This window comes from Actinoplanes sp. DH11 (assembly GCF_020873875.1).
Classification (GTDB): domain Bacteria; phylum Actinomycetota; class Actinomycetes; order Mycobacteriales; family Micromonosporaceae; genus Actinoplanes.
Genome location: NZ_JAHWGU010000020.1, coordinates 79,308 through 97,992 on the forward strand (window position 1 = coordinate 79,308; position 18,685 = coordinate 97,992).

An 18,685-nucleotide genomic window follows, 5' to 3' on the forward strand; every position below is an offset into this window, starting at 1 on the left:
CTGAATTTCGGGTTGTGGGAGATATCGGGTTGTGGGGATGAGATCGGACGTGTCGGAGCGCGACCGGCTGGCTGAGGCCGACTCCGGCGAGCAGCCGTGGCGTGCGTGGGGCCCCTACCTGGCGGAGCGCGCCTGGGGCACGGTCCGCGAGGACTACAGCGAGCACGGGACCGCCTGGGACTACTTCCCGCACGACCATGCGCGTTCCCGGGCGTACCGGTGGAACGAGGACGGCATGGCCGGCCTCTGCGACGACCGGCAGAACTTCTGCTTCGCGCTGGCCCTCTGGAACGGCAAGGACCCGATCCTCAAGGAGCGGATGTTCGGGCTCGGCGGGGACGGCGGCAACCACGGCGAGGACGCCAAGGAGTACTGGTGGTACCAGGACTCGACGCCCACCCATTCGTGGATGCGCTGGCGGTACCACTACCCGCAGGACGAGTTCCCCTACGACCAACTGGTCCGGGTCAACGGGCAGCGGTCCCGCACCGAGGGTGAGTACGAGCTCGTCGACACCGGGATCTTCGACGAGGACCGGTTCTGGGCGGTCACCGTCGACTACGCGAAGGCGGCACCGGACGACGTCTGCATCGCGGTCACCGTCTCCAACCGGGGTCCGGAACCGGCGACGCTGCACGTGCTGCCCACCCTGTGGTTCCGTAACACCTGGTCGTGGGGCCTGCCGAATCGCAACGTCCCGGTCATCACCGGAACGCCGGGACGGCTCGCCGGCGTGCACCGGACGCTGGAGCACATCACGCTCGAGGGCGAGGGCGGTGCGCCGGCCCTGATGTGCGACAACGAGACGAACTCGCAGCGTCTGTGGGGGCTGCCGGGGCGCAGCCCGTACCCGAAGGACGGGATCAACGACTTTCTGATCCACGACATGCCGACGGTCAACCCCGCCGGTACCGGGACGAAGGGCGCGCTGCACTACGAGGTGATGCTGGGGCCGGGGGAGACCCGGACCATCCGGCTGCGGCTGGTGCGCGGCGAGCAGGCCGACCTGGGTGACGACTGGGACGCCGTGATGCGCGCCCGCAAGGCCGAGGCCGACGCGTTCTTCGACGACGTCATCCCGGCGGTCGCGTCCGAGGAGGAGAAGTCGGTGGCCCGGCAGGCGATCGCCGGGCTGATGTGGGGCAAGCAGTTCTACCACTTCGACGTGAAGCAGTGGCTGGTCGGCGACCCGGCCAACTCGCCACCGCCGCCGGGCCGGCGCTACGGGCGCAACAACGGCTGGTGGCACATGAACAGCTTCGACGTGATAAGCATGCCGGACCCGTGGGAGTACCCCTGGTACGCCGCCTGGGACCTGGCCTTCCACTGCGTCAGCATCGCCCGCGTCGACCCCGGGTTCGCCAAGGCGCAGCTGCTGTTGCTGCTCCGCGAGTGGTACATGCACCCCAACGGGCAGATCCCGGCGTACGAGTGGTCGTTCGCGGACGTCAACCCGCCGGTGCACGCCTGGGCCGCGCTGCGCGTCTTCGAGATCGACGGGTCGCGGGACCACGACTTCCTCTCCAAGATCATGCACAAGCTGCTGCTGAACTTCACCTGGTGGGTCAACCGCAAGGACGTCGGCGGCAACAACGTCTTCGAGGGCGGCTTCCTCGGCCTGGACAACGTCGGCCCGTTCGACAGGTCGGCGGCGCTGCCCGTCGCCGGTGTGCTGGAACAGTCGGACGGCACCGGCTGGATGGCGATGTACGCGCTCAACCTGCTCGACATGGCGATCAACCTCGCGCTGCACGACCGGGTCTACGAGGACATGGCCACGAAGTTCTTCGAGCACTTCACGTACATCGCGGAGGCGGCGTACCGGCAGGGGCTCTGGGACGACGAGGACAGCTTCTTCTACGACGTGCTGCGGCTGCCGGACGGTCACAAGGTGCCGCTGAAGGCCCGCTCGATCGTCGGGCTGCTGCCGCTGGCGGCCACCACCCGGCTCACCTCCACCACGCTGAACCGGCTGCCCGAGGTCAACTCGCGGGTGCGGTGGATGGTGCACACGCAGCGCGATTACGGCGACGTGATCAGCGCGCGGCGCCTCGGGGGCGCCGACCGGCGTCAGCAGCGCCTGCTCAGCATGGTGGGCCAGGACCAGCTGCTGCGGATCCTGGCGAGACTGCTCGACCCGGAGGAGTTCCTGTCACCGTACGGGCTGCGTACGCTCTCCCGGGCCCACCTGGAGAAGCCGTTCACGGTCTCGCTGGGCGGCTCCGACTTCACCGTGGGGTACGAGCCCGCGGAGAGCACGAGCGGCCTGTTCGGTGGCAACTCGAACTGGCGCGGACCGGTCTGGATGCCGGTGAACTACCTGCTCGTGCAGGCGTTGCGGGAGTTCGCCGCGTTCTACGGCGACGACCTGAAGGCGGAGTACCCGACCGGCGCGCAGACGAAGAAGCCGCTCGGTGACATCGCCGACGACCTGTCCCGGCGGCTGATCGCGCTGTTCCTGCCGGACGAGTCGGGACGGCGCCCGATCTACGGCGCCACCGAGCTCTTCCAGACCCACCCGGACTGGAAGGACCTGGTCGTCTTTCCCGAGTATTTCCACGGGGACAACGGCGCCGGGCTGGGAGCATGGCATCAGACCGGCTGGACCGCACTGGTGGTCGACCTGATTTTCGAACTACATCAGAAACCCGTGCAACCTTAGGGCCGGCTGCCACCGTTCCACCTCCGTCGAAGGAGGTAGCCGATCTTGAACGCCGAGGAAGAGGAAGGGTTCCGCCAGTTCGTCGCGGCCCAGCTCGGGCCGCTACGCAAACTGGCGTACCTGACCTGCGGGAACTGGCACACGGCCGAGGACGCCGTGGCCACCGCCCTGGCCAAGCTCTATCCGCGCTGGCGCAAGCTGGACCGGCCCGACCTGTACGCCAAGACGATGGTGTACCGGGCCGCGGTCGACGAGACCCGCCGGCCCTGGCGCCGCGAACGGTCCGCCGGCGACGAGTTGCCGGACGTCGCGCTGCGCGACCCGTCCGCCATGACCGACGAGCGGCTCCGGGTCCAGGTGGCCCTCCGCGGAGTGCCGCGCAAGCAGCGGGCCGCCCTCATCCTTCGCTTCTACCTCGGGCTCAGCCTCGAGGAGACGGCGGGTGTTCTGGGTGTCTCCGTCGGCACCGCAAAGAGCCAGACCTCCCGCGGGCTCAGCCGCCTGCGTGAGGTGCTGGCAGCCGAACACATCGACCTCCAGGTCGCGGATATCGAGGAGTTGACCCGTGCGGTTGCATGAGATGGTGGATCTGGCGACGTCGGAGGCGCCGCCCGGCAGGAACACCGTCGACGACATCGTCGGGCGGGGCCGCCGGTTCCAGCGCCGGCGGCGTGCGGCCTTCACCGGCGCGGGCGCGGCGCTCGCGGTGGTCGCGGTGAGCGCGGCGGTGACGATTCCGTCGCTGTTCGGCGGGGGTACGGGGGAGGGCCCGGCCATCACGGCGGCAGCACCGTCGGCCGCGGGTGCGACGACTGCTCCGGCGGCGGACTGGGCGTTCCCGCAGGACCCGTTCTCCTTCACGTTCGGCGCGTTCGACGCCGGCCGGTGGCACGTGGCCAAGCCGAGCGTGACGTCCACGGCGTACCAGATCGCGTCGGTCTACCTCGACGGCAGGGTCACGAACGACAAGGCCGTCGACGCGGACGAGGTTCCGGCGCCCCCCGGGTCGGTCACCAAGGACGGCAAGAGGCTGAAGGAGCCGGAGCCGACGATCTACGCGTACCTGGTGCTCTACCGGCCCGGCGCGTACGACCCGGCCAGGCTCGCCCGTGCCACCGCGCTCACCGTGGACGGCAAGAAGGCGTTCCAGGCCGGTGGCCCGGGCAACGGCGGCATGACCCGGCGCACCCTGGCCTGGGAGTACGCGCCGGACGCCTACGCGGTGCTGGAAAGCCACTCGAACGGCGAGCAGGACCCGTCGGCCGAGGAGATGCAGAAGCTCGTCCCCGCCCTCAAGCCGGTCGAGGCGAAGCCGGCGAAGCTGCCGTTCACGCTGACCTACGTGCCGGCGGGCTACCAGCCGGTGGAGACCGGCACGAACATGATGTCCGGCCTGAACGGCATCGCGTCGGCCCGGGACGGCGACTACGGTGGCGCGATCTTCGCGAACCCGGCCCCGGCGGCGACCGGGCTCACCGATCCGTTCGGCGGGGTCGACGGTGCGGACCTGCCCGGCAGCTTCCAGATCTTCGTGACCCGGTCGGCGAACTCGAATCAGACCACCGGCAACACGACGATCAAGTGCGGCAACGGGTTCTGCACGCACCGCAGCCCGGACAACAAGGTCAGCATTCAGGTCGCCAGCGGCGGCCGCCTGTCCGACGCCGAGATGACGAAGATCCTGAACGGCCTGAAGCTGGCGGACGTGAAGAAGGAGTCCACCTGGACCGACGCGGCCACCGCCCTGCGCGCCGGTTCCTGACCCGGCTGTCTCCTTGAGCGATCGCTCTGCTGAGCGCACGCGACCGGCCCGGGACGCATCGTCCCGGGCCGGTTCGTATGTGACGCCGTCTCAGGCGGTCTTCGTTTCTCAGGCTCCAGCCGGTGTCGTCTGCGCGCGGGCGACGATCGCCTCGGCCACGTGGCGCAACTGCTCGTGGTCGGGGTGGAAGCCGGCGGCGATGTCCGGGTGAAGCCCGGCCTTCGCCTGCTCGAGCAGCATCAGGGTGACCTGCTCGACGTTTTCTCCGGCGTACCTTTCTTCGATCTTGACCGTCGCAGCCTGCAGAGCGGAACTGAGCTGGTCCTCGAGAGGACCTCGCAGCTTCTGCTCCACCGGGGTGAGCGATTGTGGGTCGAGACTGACGTGCGGCTCTGCCAAGGTTCTCTCCTCGCCAGGTCAATGCGACGCGTCCGAGGTTCCCGCCTGCCGCCGCGCGCAAACCCCGCCCAGGTCAGTCACGGCAACCGTGTCACCTCGAAGAATGACAGCGCTGCGAGAGGCGCGGTGACGGCGCTGCGACAGGCGCGGTGACGGCGCCGGCGAAAAGCGGGCCGGTGGCCCAAGGAGAGGCTCTCGATCGCCTTGGACCACCGGTAGCCTTCTCGCTACCCGGTTACGGCCGGGCTAATCACGTCGGTCAGCACCGGTGGCAACAGATCTCGCAACACGTCGATGCCGTCGCGGCTCAGCACCGACTCCGGGTGGAACTGCACACCGGCGAAACGGGGCCCGCGCACCGCGTGCACCAGCCCGTCCGCCGGGTCGCGGGCGACGTCGACGAGGCCGTGCGGTGACCGGACCGGTCCGGGCGACGAGGCGACCGCGGCGAAACTGGAGTAGAAGCCGACCCGCCGGACCGTGCCGAACAGGTCCACGTCACGGGCCAGTCCCTGATAGGGCGCGTCCCGGCGGACCAGGGACAGGCCGAGCTGCGCCGCCAGCACCTGCTGGCCGAGGCAGACGGCGAACATCGGCCGCCCGGCGTCCAGCAACCGCCGCACCAGGTCGTGCAGCACCGCCATCTTCGGGTCGGACGTGTCGGCCGGGTCGCCCGGACCGGGACCGACGACGACCAGGTCAGCGGCGGGGACAGAGTCGGCGAGAGCGGACCACGGCAGCACGGACACGGTCAGGCCGAGCGCCTTCAGCTGGTGCGCCAACATCGCGGTGAACGTGTCCTCGCCGTCGACGATCATGGCGCTGCGGCCGGCCAGCTCCGGCGTCTCGAGGGCGCCGGGCGACCGCGAGTCCAGCCAGAACCGGGCCAGGTCGGTGTTGCGGGCGGCGAGCAACTCCTGCGCCTGCGGGTCCGGCTCGGTTGCCCGTACCCCCGCTGAACCGCTGGTGAAGGCACTCAGGATGCCCGCGGCCTTGGTGTGTGTCTCGGCGACCTCGCCGGCCGGGGTCGAATGCCGGACCAGGGTGGCGCCGACCGGGATCCGCAGGGTGCCGTCCGGGGCGATCTCCGCGGTACGGATCAGGATGGGCGCGTCGAGGGTCTGCCGGCCGGCATCGTCGTGATCGAGCAGGGCGAGCACGCCGGCGTAATAGCCGCGGCCGCGGTTCTCGTGGCGGGCGATGACACGGCAGGCGTTCTCGATGGGGCTGCCGGTCACGGTGGGGGCGAACATGGTCTCGCGGAGCACGTCGCGCACATCCAGCGTGCCCCGGCCGGCCAGCAGGTACTCGGTGTGGGTGAGATGGGCCATCTCCTTGAGGTACGGCCCGGCGACCTGACCACCGTGCTCGGCGACCGTGGCCATCATCTTGAGTTCCTCGTCGAGCACCATGTAGAGCTCCTCGATCTCCTTCGGGTCGCGCAGGAAGTCGAGGAGGTCGCCGGAGCCGTGCCGGAAGGTGCCACTGATCGGGTTCATCATGGTGATCCCGTCGGCGACGCTGACGTGCCGTTCCGGGGTGGCGCCGACGAGCGTCCGCGTCCCGGTGTGCACCAGGAAGGTCCAGTACGTGCCCTGTTCGAAGGCGAGCAGGCGCCCGAACGCCGCTCGTGCGGCCCGGACCGGATCGCCGTCGACGGTTCCGCTCCACACCCGGTGGATCACGAAGTTGGCGCCCTCACCGTGACCGATCTCGTCACGGAGAACGGTTTCCACGATCCGGCCGTACTCGTCGTCGGAGATGTCGAAACCGCCGTCGCGGACCTGAAGTTCGCCGGGCGGGAAAGCCTCCAGCGGCTGCCGTTCGACAGACCGCACGAGCAGGCATTCCAGCGGTGTTCCGTCATCGACACAGGCGAATCCGCGTTCGGCGATCTGCCGATAGGGGATCACCGCCAGGACCGGGGTGCCGCGGTCGAGCGGGATGTCGGCGAGCGCCTCCACCGTGACGACGTCGCCGGTCAGCACCTCGACATGGTCGGCGCCGTCGCGGTGGAGCAGGGCGAACGGTGCGTGGTTCCGATGCGGGAAAGACATTCGGTCCTCGTATTTCTCGAGGGCCGCTGCCGAGGACGGGCCACGCGAAACGGCCGCCTCGACGAGGCGGCCGCGGTTGCTGGGAAGCGCGCGGAAGATGGGCCGCCGATCAGGCGGGCCACCACATCATTCGCGTGCGCATGGCAGGGAGCTTACGGTTTGTGCGCGCTGACGCGCCAGACCCTTTCGTACGTTCCACTCCGGCCGGCTCGCGCTTCCGGCGGTGTGGACACTTTGCGGGTGTTCACCCGAACGCGGCCCGGACGGCGAGGCGGGCCCATCGCATCCGGCCGATCGCGCAGTCCGGGCGTTCGCCGAACTCCTGGGCCACCCGCTCGGCGCAACCGGTCTCGCCGAACCGGCTGACCGTGGCGATGACCGCGGCGCGGATCAACTCCGGGGTGGGCTCCTGCGAGCGCTGCACGTCCGAGGCGAAGAGTGCTTCGGACCGTACGTCATCCATCAGTGTGTTCATCGTTTCCTCCCAGCCGCCTCGTAGGGGCGCGGTCTCCTCGACGTGTCAAGCACACCGCAGGGTGGCTGCGTCCGGGGCGCGGGCGGGTTGCGACCGGGTTGCGAATGCTCGACGGCTCTCGATACCCCGCTTTCCGCACCTCACCACTTTTAACGCGATAAGGTCCGATAAAGGGTGGAGGGGGAAAAGCCGTGACGACCGTCCTGGTGGCCGACGACGATGCCGACATCCGCGACCTGGTGGCGTTCAAGCTGGAACAGGCCGGGCTGGAGGTCATCACGGTCGGGGACGGTCAGGCCGCGGTGGACACCGCCCGCGCCCGGCATCCGACGCTCGCGGTGCTGGACGTGTCGATGCCCGGGCTCTCCGGCATCGACGTGTGCCGGATGCTGCGGGCCGATCCCGGCACCGCCGACATGCTGATCATCATGCTCACCGCCCGGGTGCAGGAGCAGGATGTCGAGGGCGGTTTCAACGCGGGCGCCGACGATTACGTGACGAAGCCGTTCAGCCCCCGTGAGCTGGTCTCCCGGATCCAGGCGCTGCTCACGCGGGCCCGGACCTGACGCCCTTCCCGCTCCTCTTCCTTGACGCTCTTCCTCACCCGCCGGGCGTGGCGTGTCCTTGCGTGCCGGGCGCGTCATGTCCTTGCCTGCCGGGCGTGTCACGTCCTTGCGGGCCTGGCTCGGGGAACAGCTTCGCGGCGGCTGCCTCCCAGGCCTCGACCAGGCCGATCGCGGCGGACTCCCGCAGCCACTGGATCTGCAGGCCGTCCATCATCGCCATCACCTGGCCGGCCAGCTCCAGCCGGGCGGCGTCGTCGCCCGGCGCCAGACCGGCCAGCATGTCCAGGGTGTGCCGCTGGCGGCGCCGGAAATAGGAGTGCGCCGGATGCCCGGGCGCCAGCGACTCGGCCTCGAGCACCGCGAAGAGCCGGACGATCTCCGGTTGCCGGGAGTTGCGCCGGACCAGCGCCGAGCAGACCGCGGCCAGCGTGATCCCGGAACTCTCCGCCCAGTGCCGGTCGGCCGGCAGACCGAGCTGCTCGGCGAAGGCGCGGGCGTCCGCCTCGTCCCGGTACTCCAGGACCGCGATCAGCAGGTTGTCCTTCGAACCGACGTGGTGCAGCAGGCCCGGCACGGTCAGGCCGCAGCCGTCCGCCACGTCCTGCATCGACAGACCCCAGAAGCCGCGCTCGGCGATCAGCCGGGTGGTGACCTCGACGATCTGCCGGCGCCGTTCGGCGGCCGGCAGGCGGGCCCGCTCACGGCGGATCGGCTGGGTTGTCACAGCGTCTTTCCTACCAGCAAGGCCTTGCTCCACCCGTACGGGCGAGGATATGTTGCCTGTGAGTTAGTACCTAGTAAGTACTAGGTAACGGTAGTCAGCAGCGATTGCCGGCAGCGCCGATCAGCGGCGGTCCGACCTGTCCCAAGGGAGCCTCGACCTCATGTCCTCCGAGTTCAGCACGGCCGACCAGGCGGCGATCACCAGCGGCGGCGACTTCTGGCACACCGCCGCCGTCGAGTCCGCGGGCATCCCGGCCGTCACGGTCACCGACGGGCCGCACGGTGTCCGGATGCAGGCCTCCGGCGGCGACCTGCTGGCCGGTGTCCCGGCCACCTGTTTCCCGCCCGCGGTGGCCAGCGCCTCGACGTGGGACCCGGAGCTGCTGCGCCGGATGGGCGAGGCGCTCGGCGACGAGTGCCGCGCGCAGGATGTCGCGGTGCTGCTCGGCCCGGGGATCAACCTGAAGCGCAGCCCGCTCGGCGGGCGCAACTTCGAATACTTCTCCGAGGACCCGATCCTGACCGGGGTCCTCGCCACCGAGTGGGTGCGCGGCCTGCAGTCCAAGGGTGTCGGCGCGTCGCTGAAGCACTTCGCGGTGAACAGCCAGGAGACCGACCGGATGCGGGTCAGCGCCGACGTCGACGAGCGCACCCTCCGCGAGATCTACCTGCGGGCGTTCCAGCGTGTCGTCACGCAGGCCCAGCCGTGGACCGTGATGTGCGCCTACAACAAGATCAACGGGGTCTATGCGAGCGAGAACCACTGGCTGCTCACCGAGGTGCTGCGTGACGAGTGGGGCTTCGAAGGACTCGTCGTCTCCGACTGGGGCGCGGTGGTGGACCGGGTCAAGGCGATCGCCGCCGGCCTCGACCTGACGATGCCGGGGCCGGACGCCGACGGCGACGCCGCCCTGTGCGAGGCCGTCGAGGCGGGGCAGCTCGATCCGGCGCTGCTGCGGGCCTCCGCCCAGCGCGTCCGTGACCTGGTGACGAAGGCCGGGGAGCGTCCGGCCGGAGGCTACGACGCCGCCGCGCACCACGCCCTCGCCCGGGAGATCGCCGGCCGGTCCGTCGTGTTGCTGAAGAACGAGGGCGGCGTGCTGCCCCTGGCGCGCTCCGGCGTGTCGGTCGCGGTGCTCGGCGAGTTCGCCCGCACCCCGCGCTACCAGGGTGGCGGCAGCTCACAGATCACGCCCACCCAGCTCGACGACGCGCTCACCCAGATCACGGCCGCGACAAGTGCCGCCGTCCGGTTCGCGCAGGGCTACACCGTCGAGGAGGCCGGCGCCGCACCGGCCGAGACCGACTCCCAGCCCGACTCGTCCGAGGCTGGCTCGTCCGGGGCCGGCTCGTCCCAGCCGGGCGAGGCTCTGCTCGCGGAGGCCGTCGCGGTGGCCCGGGAGTGCGACGTGGCAGTGGTCTTCGTCGGCAGCGTGCACGAGACCGAGGGCGCCGACCGCGACTCCCTCGACCTGCCGGCCGCCCACCTGGCCCTGATCGAGCGGGTCGCCGCGGCCAACCCGCGCACGGTCGTGGTGCTCTCCAACGGCGCCGTGCTCGCCACCAAGCCGTGGGACGAGTCGGTGCCGGCGCTCGTCGAGGGCTGGCTGCTCGGCCAGGCCGGTGGCAGCGCCATCGCGGACGTGCTGTTCGGGCGGGTCAACCCGTCCGGCCGGCTCGCCGAGACGATCCCGCTGAAACTCGCCGACCACCCCTCCTACTTGGACTTCCCGGGCGAGCACGGGCACGTGCGCTACGGCGAGGGGCTGCACATCGGCTACCGCGGGTTCGACGCCCGGGAGCAGCCGGTGGCGTACCCGTTCGGCTTCGGCCTCTCCTACACGACGTTCACTTACGGCACGGCCCGGGCGGTCGCCACCGAGACCGGCGTCGAGGTCCGTGTCCCGGTGACCAACAGTGGCGGGCGGGCCGGCCGAGAGGTCGTCCAGGCCTACGTGTCGCTGCCCGGCTCGCGGGTCCGCCGCGCGCCGCGTGAGCTGAAGGCCTTCGCGAGCGTGGAGATCGCCGCCGGCGAGACCACCGAGGTGGTGCTGGGCATCGACCGCGGCGACCTGGCCTACTGGGACACCCGGCTCGGCCGCTGGGTGGTGGAGGGCGGCGACTACCTGGTGTCGGTGGGCGCGTCCTCCCGCGACATCCGCACCGAAGCCACCGTTCCCGTGCCCGCCGACGCGGCCCGGGTCCCGCTGACCACCGAGTCAAGCGTCGGCGAATGGTTCGCCGACCCCCGGGGCGCCCAGCTGCTGGGCGAGGCCTTCGCCCGCGCGGCCGCCGAGGCATCCGACGGCGACGCGGGGCCGATGAGCGCCATGGCCGCCGACCCGGCGATGCTGATGATGCTGGGCAGTCTGCCCCTGAGCCGCATGGCCACGTTCCCCGGCAGCCCGCTGCGGGCAGACCAGCTGGACAAATTGGTCACCGAGGCCAACGCCTGACCCGCGCCGTCCACCCAGCGGTGGCTCCCCACAGGGCGCCACCGCTTCGGGGTGGCGCTGCCTTGGAGAGAGGCCACCGCTTCGGGGTGGCGCTGCCTTGAGAGAGGCCACCGCCTCGGGCGGCCCGCGCGGCGTGCTTCAGCCGCGTCGAGCCGCTTGCTCCGCGCGTGCCGGGGCCTTCGCCGGCGCCGGGCGTGTCAGGGGGCGCCCAGCCAGGTCCGGATCTCGGCGGTCTCGTCGTCGGTGAGGGCTATGGCGGCTGCCTCGGCGCGGTTCAGCACGTTGTCGGCGAAGGCGGTGGCGATCTCCTCGGCCTGCGGTGGCGGCTGGCGGTAGAGCGGGGCGCCGCCGAACGCGGTGCCGCGCGTGACGAAGGCGATCGAGGCACGGCTGACGTCGACGCCCTTCTCGGCCAGGCGGTCGCGGGCCCAGCGGGTCGCCTCGGTGAGGTTGAAGTGGTGCTCCGCGGCGTACTCGGCGAGCGCCTGATAGACCGCCGGCCACATCTCCCGCGACAGGCGGGGCAGGCTGAGCAGGGCGTTCAGGCGGCCGACCGACTCGGGTGCGGGGCCGGAACCGCCGGCCGACTCGGGTGTGTCGTGACGGCTCTCGTCCCACACGAAGTGGTTGGAGAACTTCGCGTGCGCCAGGCCAAGGCTTTCCAGGCCCCGGACGAAGCCGCCGAAACCGAACCAGTTCGTGTCGTCCACGCTGGGGCCGAGCTGGCGGCGCAGGTCGTGGGCGAGCGAGGCCAGGTTGAGCGGCGCGGTCGCGGCATCGTAACGCCAGCGCACCAGGTCCCGGAACTGCTCGTAGGAGACCGGGGCCTCGGTGGCCGTGATCGAACCCTCCGGCGGCTCCTCGTCGGTCTCCACCGGCTCGCCCTGGACCAGTTCCAGCAGTTCCTGGCTGGTGATCAGGCGGTCGGCGACGGCGACGAAGGCCTCGGCGGCGTCCGAGGGCGAGACGATCGTGGTACGCCGGTCGGCGCGCCGCAGCCGGACCAGGAGCGGCGTCATGTCCGAGTCACCTGATGCGATCACGAACTCCTCGTAGACGACCGGGTCGGCGAGGGCGTCGACCGCGTCCACCACCATCCGGATGTCGGCGGCGTTCTTGGTGTGGGTGAGCCGCGGGCAGTCGATCACCTCGAAGCCGGCGTTCACGAAGAACGGCCGGAACTGCGAGTAGTAGAGGCGCTGCTGACCTGCCGTGGTGTCCGGGTTGGGCACCCAGCCGCCCGGGTTCATGTAGCAGCGCACCACGAGCCAGCGGCGTGGGCCGTCGACGGTCAGCGAAGCGGTCAGCCGGGCCAGCCAGGCGGCCGGTTCCTTGGCGAACCGGATGGCCACGTCGGGGTCCTGCTTGATCAGGCCGCTGAACACATTGTCGAAGTCCAGGTACAAAGCGGCACGTACACGGGCCATGACCGTGAACCTACCGTGCCGGGCCGGCTTGTGTGCCGGGCCCGGCAGGTAGCCGCCGATTCAGCGACGCTTCCGCACGCCGCCGATTCAGCGACGGGTCCGCACGCCGCCGATTCAGCGACGGGCTCGCATGCCGGCGACCAGCGCGACGCCGGCCGCCGCCAGGCCGACCTGGAGGGCCAGCTCGATCCAGTCGACGCCAGGGGTGTCGTCCACACCGATGGCGGCGGCGAGGAACGTGCCGAGCAGCGCGGCGACCACGCCGATCGCCAGGGTGAGCCAGATCGGGATGTTCTGCTTGCCGGGGACGACCAGCCGGCCGAGGGCGCCGACGATGAGACCGATGATGATCGCGGTGAAGAAGCCGGTTACTTCCACTGCATCTCCTCGGAGAGAGGGTGGGTACGCCCCGGGTGTTCCCGGCGCCGCACCGTCCCTAAACCGGTTCAGTACGGCATTGCGAGCGCTCCTTCAGCATGGCCCTGCCGCGCCACCGCCGAAATCGCACACCGCGGGTGATATCGGGTCAGCCCCGCGTCGTTGACGGATCTGACACAGATCGGAGGCGGCCGTTGCGACTGGCCGAGGTTCTCGACGTCATCGAGTGGTTGCTGGCCGCCGCCGGCCACCCCGAGATCGGCGCGATCGGGCGGTACGGCACGGATCCGGTCGCCGGCGGGCCGTCGCCGGCGGGGGTACGGGTGCGGTACGCGAGCGGCGCCGAGGCGTACCTCTGGGGCGCGGTCTGGCCGAGGGAGTACGAGCTGCCCACACCGGCGGAGCTGCCGTGGCCGGCGCGCGCCGACCGGATCGCCGTGTTCACCTGCCGGCTCCTGGACGCGGCGCGGCCGGCGGAGTTCCGTGGCTGGCAGTTGGTGGCACTGGACGGGCTCGGGCCGGCGGACGCGCGCTCCAAGGCGCCCCGGGGCATCCGCGTGGTCGCCGCCGACGGAACGTCTTTGCTGCTCAGGGCCACCGCGAGCGGGGCGCCGATGCCGGAACCGGCGGCGGACCCGTACCCCGGCTATGTGATCCCGGAGACGCTCAGCGTGCGCCTCCTGTCCCGGAAAGCCGGCGCTCAGCCGCCGGACATGGAGGCGCCCGTGCCGTCGTTGGTGGCCAGGTAGGTCGTGCGGGGCAGGCCGCCGGACGCGGTGCGCGGGCCGCCGGCGCCCGACGCGTCGGTGGACCGGAGGTCCGTTTCCGACCACCCGGACCGCTGCCAGGTGTTGTTGTCGGCCTTTGCACCGGCGGACAGCGACACCTCGCCCTGCTCGTTGCCGGTGGCGACGTTGCGGCGCAGCACCGCGGGCGCGATCGTCATCGCGAAGCCGAGGCCGGTGTTGCGGAACGCGGTGTTGTTGGTCAGGTCGATCGCGCCGGTGCTGCCCTCGTCGACGAAGCCGTGGCCGTCGTTGTCCCAGGCCGCGCTGTGCCGCACCCGGTGCGCCCCGGTGCTGGCCGGGGTGCCGCCGCCGACCGCGAAACCGTTCGCGCCGTTGCCGAAGGACCAGGTGTACTCGACCGTGACCGCCGAGTCGAACGCGCCCAGGTTGACGCCGTCGCCGCCGTTGCGGAACGCGCGGTTGCCCCGCAGCCGGTTGCCGTCGCCGTCACCGAACTGGACGGCCAGCCCGGAACCGCCGTTGTTGTAGAAGTCGCTGTCCAGCACCTGGTTGCCGGCGGTTCCGCTGTCGCGCAGCATCAGCCCGGAGCTGGCGCTGCCGTGCACGACCAGTCGCTGGAAGACGGTGCCGGTGCAGGAGCGGCAGACGTACGCCTGACTGCGCGACCCGGTGATCTCCAGGTCCCGGACCGTCCAGTAGGACGCCTCCTGCGTGATCGACCACTTGTCGGCCGGGATCGCCGAGGCGTCGATGACCGGTTTCTCGCTGCCGTACCCGCTCAGGGTCACCGGCTGCGCAGCGGTGCCGCTTGTAGTGATCGCTATCGGACTCGTGGGTCGGTGGATGCCGCCGCGCAGGGCGATCGTCCACCCCGGCCGCGCCACCGAGACCGCCTTCGCGATCGTCGCGTAGGGCCGGTCGATCGAGCCGTCACCGCCGTCGTCGCCGCCCGGCGCCACATAGACGTCGGCCCTTGTCACGCCGGGCCCGCCGGGCCGGGCCGGTGCGGACGGCGACGCGGTCGTGGCGGGTGCGGCGCTCGCGGCGCTCGCGGACCGGTCGCTCGTGGCGGACGGGCGGGCCGGGGCGGCCGGCGGGGTGGTGACCGGTGGCGGTGCGACGGCGATCGTGGTCTCCGGGGTGGCCGGTTGGTGGAGGACCGCGTACGCCAGGCCGCCTGCCGCCACCGTCGCGACCGTCGCCGCCGCCAGCGCCTTGTGCTGCACCAGCGTCGCGAAGTGCCCGGCCAGGCTCATCGCCGCGGGGGCGCTCCCCGCGGCGCCGCCGTGCACCGCCGCCTGCACCGCGGCGGTGACCGCGACCGGCACCGGCAGCAGCGCCGCACCGGCCAGCAGGCGTTCCGGCGAGACCAGGCCGGTCAAGTGGTGGTGGCACCGGGGGCAGCCGCGCACGTGCCGGCCCAGGCGCTTGCGCCACAGCGAGTCGGCGGTGCCGTCCCAGGACCTGATCGTCGCGCCGAGCTCGGGGCAGATCGGCCGCGCGTGCAGCGCCCGGACCACGCCGCGGGCCAGGTCGAGCTGGGCCTTCATCCGCTGCACCCGGACCGCGGCGTGTTTCGGCTGCACGGCGAGCGCGGCGGCCAGCTCGGCCCGGCTCAGGCCACCGCACGCCTCCTGCCACCAGAGCGCGAGCAGCTCCCGGTCACCCTCCTCGAGCCAGCGGCCGGCCTCGGCGAGTTCCCGGCGCTGCTCGGCGACGACGAGTTCGGCGGTGGTCCGCTCGGCGAAGTCACCGCTCGGATCGGGCACGTCGACCGGTTCCGGGTGGCGTCGGGCCAGGGACACCTTGCGCGAGCGCAGGTGCATCTGGACACGGCGGTACGCGATCGTGATCAACCATGATCGGAAGCGGTCAGGCTCGCGCAGGGAATGCAGGCTCCTGATGGCCTGGAGCATGGTGTCCTGCACGAGATCGTCGACGTCCGGGTGACCGTTCAGCGCACGGCCGACGATGCTGTAGACCAGCGGCAGGTGCCCGGTGATCAACTCGTCGAGGGCGGCGACGCTGCCACCCTGAGCAGCGCGGACCAGAGCGCTGTCAGGCGCTGCCGCAATCTGACTCTCCGTCACCCGTACGCTCTCTTTGTCTGCCTTGGGAGTGCTCTCAGTCACTCGCTGTAACATCGTGAGATCGAGCCGTATCGTGGCACACGATTTTCTTCGCTGTAAAGCCGGGAAAAGTGTTGTCGCCAGTCCGCTCCGGCATCTACCAGGGCATGAGCGTTCCCCGAAGTTGTCGGACCCTCGGCATAGGCTGCGATCGTGAGGGGCCAGCCGAGCATTCTGCACGTCGACCTCGACGCGATGTTCGCCGCCGTCGAGCAGCGCGACAAGGTGTCGCTGCGCGGAAAACCCGTGGTCGTGGGCGGGGTGGCCGGTCGTGGCGTGGTGTCCACCGCGTCCTACGAGGCACGGGTCTACGGGGTGCGCTCCGCCATGCCGATGGCTCAGGCGCGGCGCCGCTGCCCGCCCGGCACGGCCTACCTGTCGCCACGGTTCGCGGCCTACAAGCGCACCAGTGAGATCGTGATGGAGCTGCTGGCCGGGGTGTCGCCGCTGGTCGAGCAGGTGAGCATCGACGAGGCCTACCTCGACCTCGCCGCCGCCGGCCACGACCTCACCCCGGCCGGGGTCACCGAGCTTGCGCTCCAGCTGAAACGCGACATCGCCGAAGCCACCGGCGGCATCACCGGCTCGGTCGGCGTCGCCTCCTCGAAACTGCTCGCCAAGATCGGATCCGAGCTCAACAAACCCGACGGCCTCACGGTGGTGCCGGCCGGCGACGAGCTCACGGTCCTGCACCCCCTGCCGGTGAGCACGCTCGGCGGCGTCGGCCCGGCCACCGAGCAGCGACTGCACCGCGCCGGGGTGCGCACGGTCGGCGCGCTCGCCGCGGTCCCCCTCGAAGACCTCGTCGACTGGTTCGGCACGGCACACGGCAACGGCCTGTTCCGGCTGGCCCGCGCCGAGGACAACCGCCCCGTCGTCGGCGAGCGCGAAGCCAAGTCGGTGTCCGCCGAGGAAACCTTCGACGTCGACCTCGCCGACCCGGTCCGCCTCAACCGCGAACTCGACCTGCTCGCCGCCCGCGTCACCGGCCGCCTGCGCGACAGCGGCCTCACCGGCCGCACCGTCAACATCAAAGTGCGTCACCCCGACTTCACCACCGTCACCCGCGCCATCACCCGCGACCAGCCCACCGACGACGGCCGCCTCGTCGCCCAGCTGGCCCGCCGGTTGCTGGCCGAGGTCAACACCACGGGCGGGGTGCGCCTGCTGGGGGTGGGCGTGTCGACGCTGGCGGACTTCGCCCAGGACGACCTCTTCTCCGGCGTCTGGCCGGTGACCGCGCCGCCTTCCGCGGCACCCGATCTCTGGCCCAACCCGTCGGGGCCGTCCGGGCCGTCTGGGCTGTCCGACCCATCCGGGTCGGCCGGGTCGTCTGGGCTGTCCGACCCATCCGGGTCGTCCGGGTCGGTTGCGGCGTCCGGAGCTCTGCTTCCTGCTGAGCCCGGATTGATCGGGTCGGTTGTGGTTTCTGGGCCAGGCGCGTCGTCTTCCGGCTTCGGGCAGCCGGCTGATGCTCCCGGGCTCGGGTTGTCGGCCGGGCCCTTCGGGTCGGGGTTGTCGGTTGGACCTCCCGGATCAGGGGTGTCCGCTGACTCGCCTGGATCAGGGGTGTCCGCTGACTCGCCTGGATCGGGGCTGGCCGGCGCGGACGATGCTGACGGGCGAGCCGCGGGAGGGGTGGGTGTGTCCGCGGCTGTCGACATGATCGTCGGATCCTCGGCGGTGGACGGCGGGGCAGTGGTGGCCCCTGGTGCTGTTTCACCGCCTGACGTCGCAGGTTCGAGTTCGCCGGCGGGAAGCGGTTCGGGCATGCCCGCGGGAAGCGGTTCGGGCATGTCGGCCGAAAATAGCTCTGGCTCGTCGGCCGGTAGTGGCTCGGACATGTCGGCCGGGACCGGCTCGGGCTCGTCGGCCGGGACCGGCTCAGATTCGGTGGCCGGGGGTTCCGGTGGTGTTGGGATGACTTCGGGAGTGGGGGATCCGGAGCCTCGGGTGTGGCGGCCGGGGCAGGACGTCCGGCATGACGATCATGGTGCGGGCTGGGTGTGGGGAAGCGGCTTGGGAAGGGTGACAGTCCGTTTCGAGGGCCCGACCACGCCGCCGGGTCCGGTGCGGACGTTCGCGGCCGACGATCCACACCTGCACCCCGCCGACCCACCGGATTGGCGCGCACCTGAATAGTGCGTTGACCACGAGCGCTCACCGGGTCCGGGCCCGGCGAACGTGCCGCCACGGACCTTGTTGGTTTGTCCTGTTCCGCTACTTGTGGCCTGTCAGACGGCCGAACCGGAGCGGTCATTGCTGGCTTGTGCTTCGTTGGCCGCGAGAACCGTTTCCGCACGGCCACAAGCGCCGGCCAGGCCCGGCCCCGATCGGTCGAGACAAGCATCGTCAGCGACCGTGGGTGACAGCCGGGTGGGTGGGCTGTCGTTGGTGGCTGCTGGGAGCGGTTTTGAACGACCGTGGGTGACAGCCGGGTGGGTGAGCTGTCGCTGGCGGCTGCTGGGAGCGCTTCTGAACGACCGTGGGTGACAGCTGGGGTGGGTGAGCTGTCGCTGGTGGCTGGTGGCAGCGGTTCTGAACGACCGTGGGTGACAGCCGGTGGGTGGCTGTCGCTGGTGGCTGGTGGGAGTGCTTTTGAACGACCGTGGGTGACAGCTGGGCTGGGTGGGCTGTCGTTGGTGGTTGCTGGGAGCGGTTCTGAACGACCGTGGGTGACAGCCGGTGGGTGGCTGTCGCTGGTGGCTGGTGGGAGTGCTTTTGAACGACCGTGGGTGACAGCTGGGGTGGGTGGGCTGTCGTTGGTGGCTGCTTGGAGCGCTTCTTAACGACCGTGGGTGACAGCCGGATCTGGCGTGAGGGTGCTGGAACGGTGACCACTGGTGCTTGGGCGGTGAACGTTCGTGGGCGCCGCGGGACGGGCTGTGCGCTCCGGGCGCTC

14 protein-coding genes are annotated in these 18,685 nt (G+C 71.0%); 7 read left to right on the forward strand and 7 right to left on the reverse strand.

What is annotated here, in order from left to right; translation table 11 throughout:
• Positions 1-37 precede the first annotated feature (37 nt).
• Genes LPA41_RS26815 through LPA41_RS26825 form a run of 3 tightly spaced genes read left to right on the forward strand, consistent with a single transcriptional unit; the run spans position 38 to position 4,424 of the window.
• A complete protein-coding gene (locus LPA41_RS26815) occupies positions 38-2,662 on the forward strand; it encodes a glucosidase (protein ID WP_229073654.1) in 2,625 nt (874 codons plus the stop codon).
• A 45-nt stretch (positions 2,663-2,707) separates the two neighbouring features.
• Positions 2,708-3,241, forward strand: coding sequence for a SigE family RNA polymerase sigma factor (locus tag LPA41_RS26820; RefSeq protein ID WP_229073656.1), 534 nt, complete (start codon positions 2,708-2,710; stop codon positions 3,239-3,241).
• Positions 3,228-4,424 (forward strand): hypothetical protein, encoded by a 1,197-nt coding sequence (locus LPA41_RS26825; RefSeq protein WP_229073657.1) that lies wholly within the window; start codon positions 3,228-3,230, stop codon positions 4,422-4,424. Before LPA41_RS26820 ends, LPA41_RS26825 begins: the two co-directional genes overlap by 14 nt.
• Positions 4,425-4,532: 108 nt before the next feature.
• Here LPA41_RS26825 and LPA41_RS26830 read toward each other — a convergent pair whose 3' ends face one another.
• From LPA41_RS26830 to LPA41_RS26840, 3 genes are all read right to left on the reverse strand, one after another.
• Positions 4,533-4,823: a hypothetical protein gene (locus LPA41_RS26830; protein ID WP_229073659.1), complete on the reverse strand. Its 291-nt coding sequence runs from the start codon at positions 4,821-4,823 to the stop codon at positions 4,533-4,535.
• Between the two features lie 227 nt (positions 4,824-5,050).
• Positions 5,051-6,880 carry an anthranilate synthase family protein gene (locus LPA41_RS26835; protein ID WP_229073661.1) on the reverse strand — a complete coding sequence of 610 codons (1,830 nt, stop codon included), beginning with the start codon at positions 6,878-6,880 and terminating at the stop codon, positions 5,051-5,053.
• A 244-nt stretch (positions 6,881-7,124) separates the two neighbouring features.
• Entirely contained in the window at positions 7,125-7,355 is a 231-nt protein-coding gene (locus LPA41_RS26840) for a hypothetical protein (RefSeq protein WP_229073663.1), read from the reverse strand.
• 191 nt (positions 7,356-7,546) lie between these two features.
• On the opposite strand from LPA41_RS26840, the gene LPA41_RS26845 reads away from it, so the two are divergent.
• A complete protein-coding gene (locus LPA41_RS26845) occupies positions 7,547-7,921 on the forward strand; it encodes a response regulator transcription factor (protein WP_229073665.1) in 375 nt (124 codons plus the stop codon).
• Between the two features lie 34 nt (positions 7,922-7,955).
• Here the strand turns inward: LPA41_RS26845 and LPA41_RS26850 are convergent, their stop codons facing one another.
• Complete coding sequence (locus LPA41_RS26850) at positions 7,956-8,645, reverse strand: TetR/AcrR family transcriptional regulator (protein WP_229073667.1); 690 nt, start codon at positions 8,643-8,645, stop codon at positions 7,956-7,958.
• 160 nt (positions 8,646-8,805) lie between these two features.
• Between LPA41_RS26850 and LPA41_RS26855 the strand changes: the two genes are divergently transcribed.
• Positions 8,806-11,100 carry a glycoside hydrolase family 3 C-terminal domain-containing protein gene (locus LPA41_RS26855; RefSeq protein WP_229073668.1) on the forward strand — a complete coding sequence of 765 codons (2,295 nt, stop codon included), beginning with the start codon at positions 8,806-8,808 and terminating at the stop codon, positions 11,098-11,100.
• 197 nt (positions 11,101-11,297) lie between these two features.
• Here LPA41_RS26855 and LPA41_RS26860 read toward each other — a convergent pair whose 3' ends face one another.
• Both LPA41_RS26860 and LPA41_RS26865 read right to left on the reverse strand, forming a co-directional pair.
• On the reverse strand, positions 11,298-12,527 hold the full coding sequence (locus LPA41_RS26860) for an NYN domain-containing protein (RefSeq protein WP_229073669.1): 1,230 nt from the start codon (positions 12,525-12,527) through the stop codon (positions 11,298-11,300).
• 114 nt (positions 12,528-12,641) lie between these two features.
• Positions 12,642-12,905: a GlsB/YeaQ/YmgE family stress response membrane protein gene (locus LPA41_RS26865; protein ID WP_229073670.1), complete on the reverse strand. Its 264-nt coding sequence runs from the start codon at positions 12,903-12,905 to the stop codon at positions 12,642-12,644.
• Positions 12,906-13,099: 194 nt separating this feature from the next.
• On the opposite strand from LPA41_RS26865, the gene LPA41_RS26870 reads away from it, so the two are divergent.
• Positions 13,100-13,654: a hypothetical protein gene (locus LPA41_RS26870; protein WP_229073671.1), complete on the forward strand. Its 555-nt coding sequence runs from the start codon at positions 13,100-13,102 to the stop codon at positions 13,652-13,654.
• Here LPA41_RS26870 and LPA41_RS26875 read toward each other — a convergent pair.
• Complete coding sequence (locus LPA41_RS26875; protein ID WP_229073672.1) at positions 13,606-15,744, reverse strand: sigma-70 family RNA polymerase sigma factor; 2,139 nt, start codon at positions 15,742-15,744, stop codon at positions 13,606-13,608. The genes LPA41_RS26870 and LPA41_RS26875 overlap by 49 nt on opposite strands.
• A 192-nt stretch (positions 15,745-15,936) precedes the next feature.
• Between LPA41_RS26875 and LPA41_RS26880 the strand changes: the two genes are divergently transcribed.
• Complete coding sequence (locus tag LPA41_RS26880; protein ID WP_229073673.1) at positions 15,937-17,925, forward strand: DNA polymerase IV; 1,989 nt, start codon at positions 15,937-15,939, stop codon at positions 17,923-17,925.
• The last annotated feature ends 760 nt before the right edge of the window (positions 17,926-18,685 follow it).

Bases quoted from the DNA above. Each gene is read 5' to 3' on its own strand.
- LPA41_RS26815 (WP_229073654.1), top strand. From the start codon at position 38: ATGAGATCGGACGTGTCGGAGCGCGACCGGCTGGCTGAGGCCGACTCC.
- LPA41_RS26860 (WP_229073669.1), bottom strand. From the start codon at position 12,527: ATGGCCCGTGTACGTGCCGCTTTGTACCTGGACTTCGACAATGTGTTC.
- LPA41_RS26835 (WP_229073661.1), bottom strand. From the start codon at position 6,880: ATGTCTTTCCCGCATCGGAACCACGCACCGTTCGCCCTGCTCCACCGC.
- LPA41_RS26840 (WP_229073663.1), bottom strand. From the start codon at position 7,355: ATGAACACACTGATGGATGACGTACGGTCCGAAGCACTCTTCGCCTCG.
- LPA41_RS26855 (WP_229073668.1), top strand. From the start codon at position 8,806: ATGTCCTCCGAGTTCAGCACGGCCGACCAGGCGGCGATCACCAGCGGC.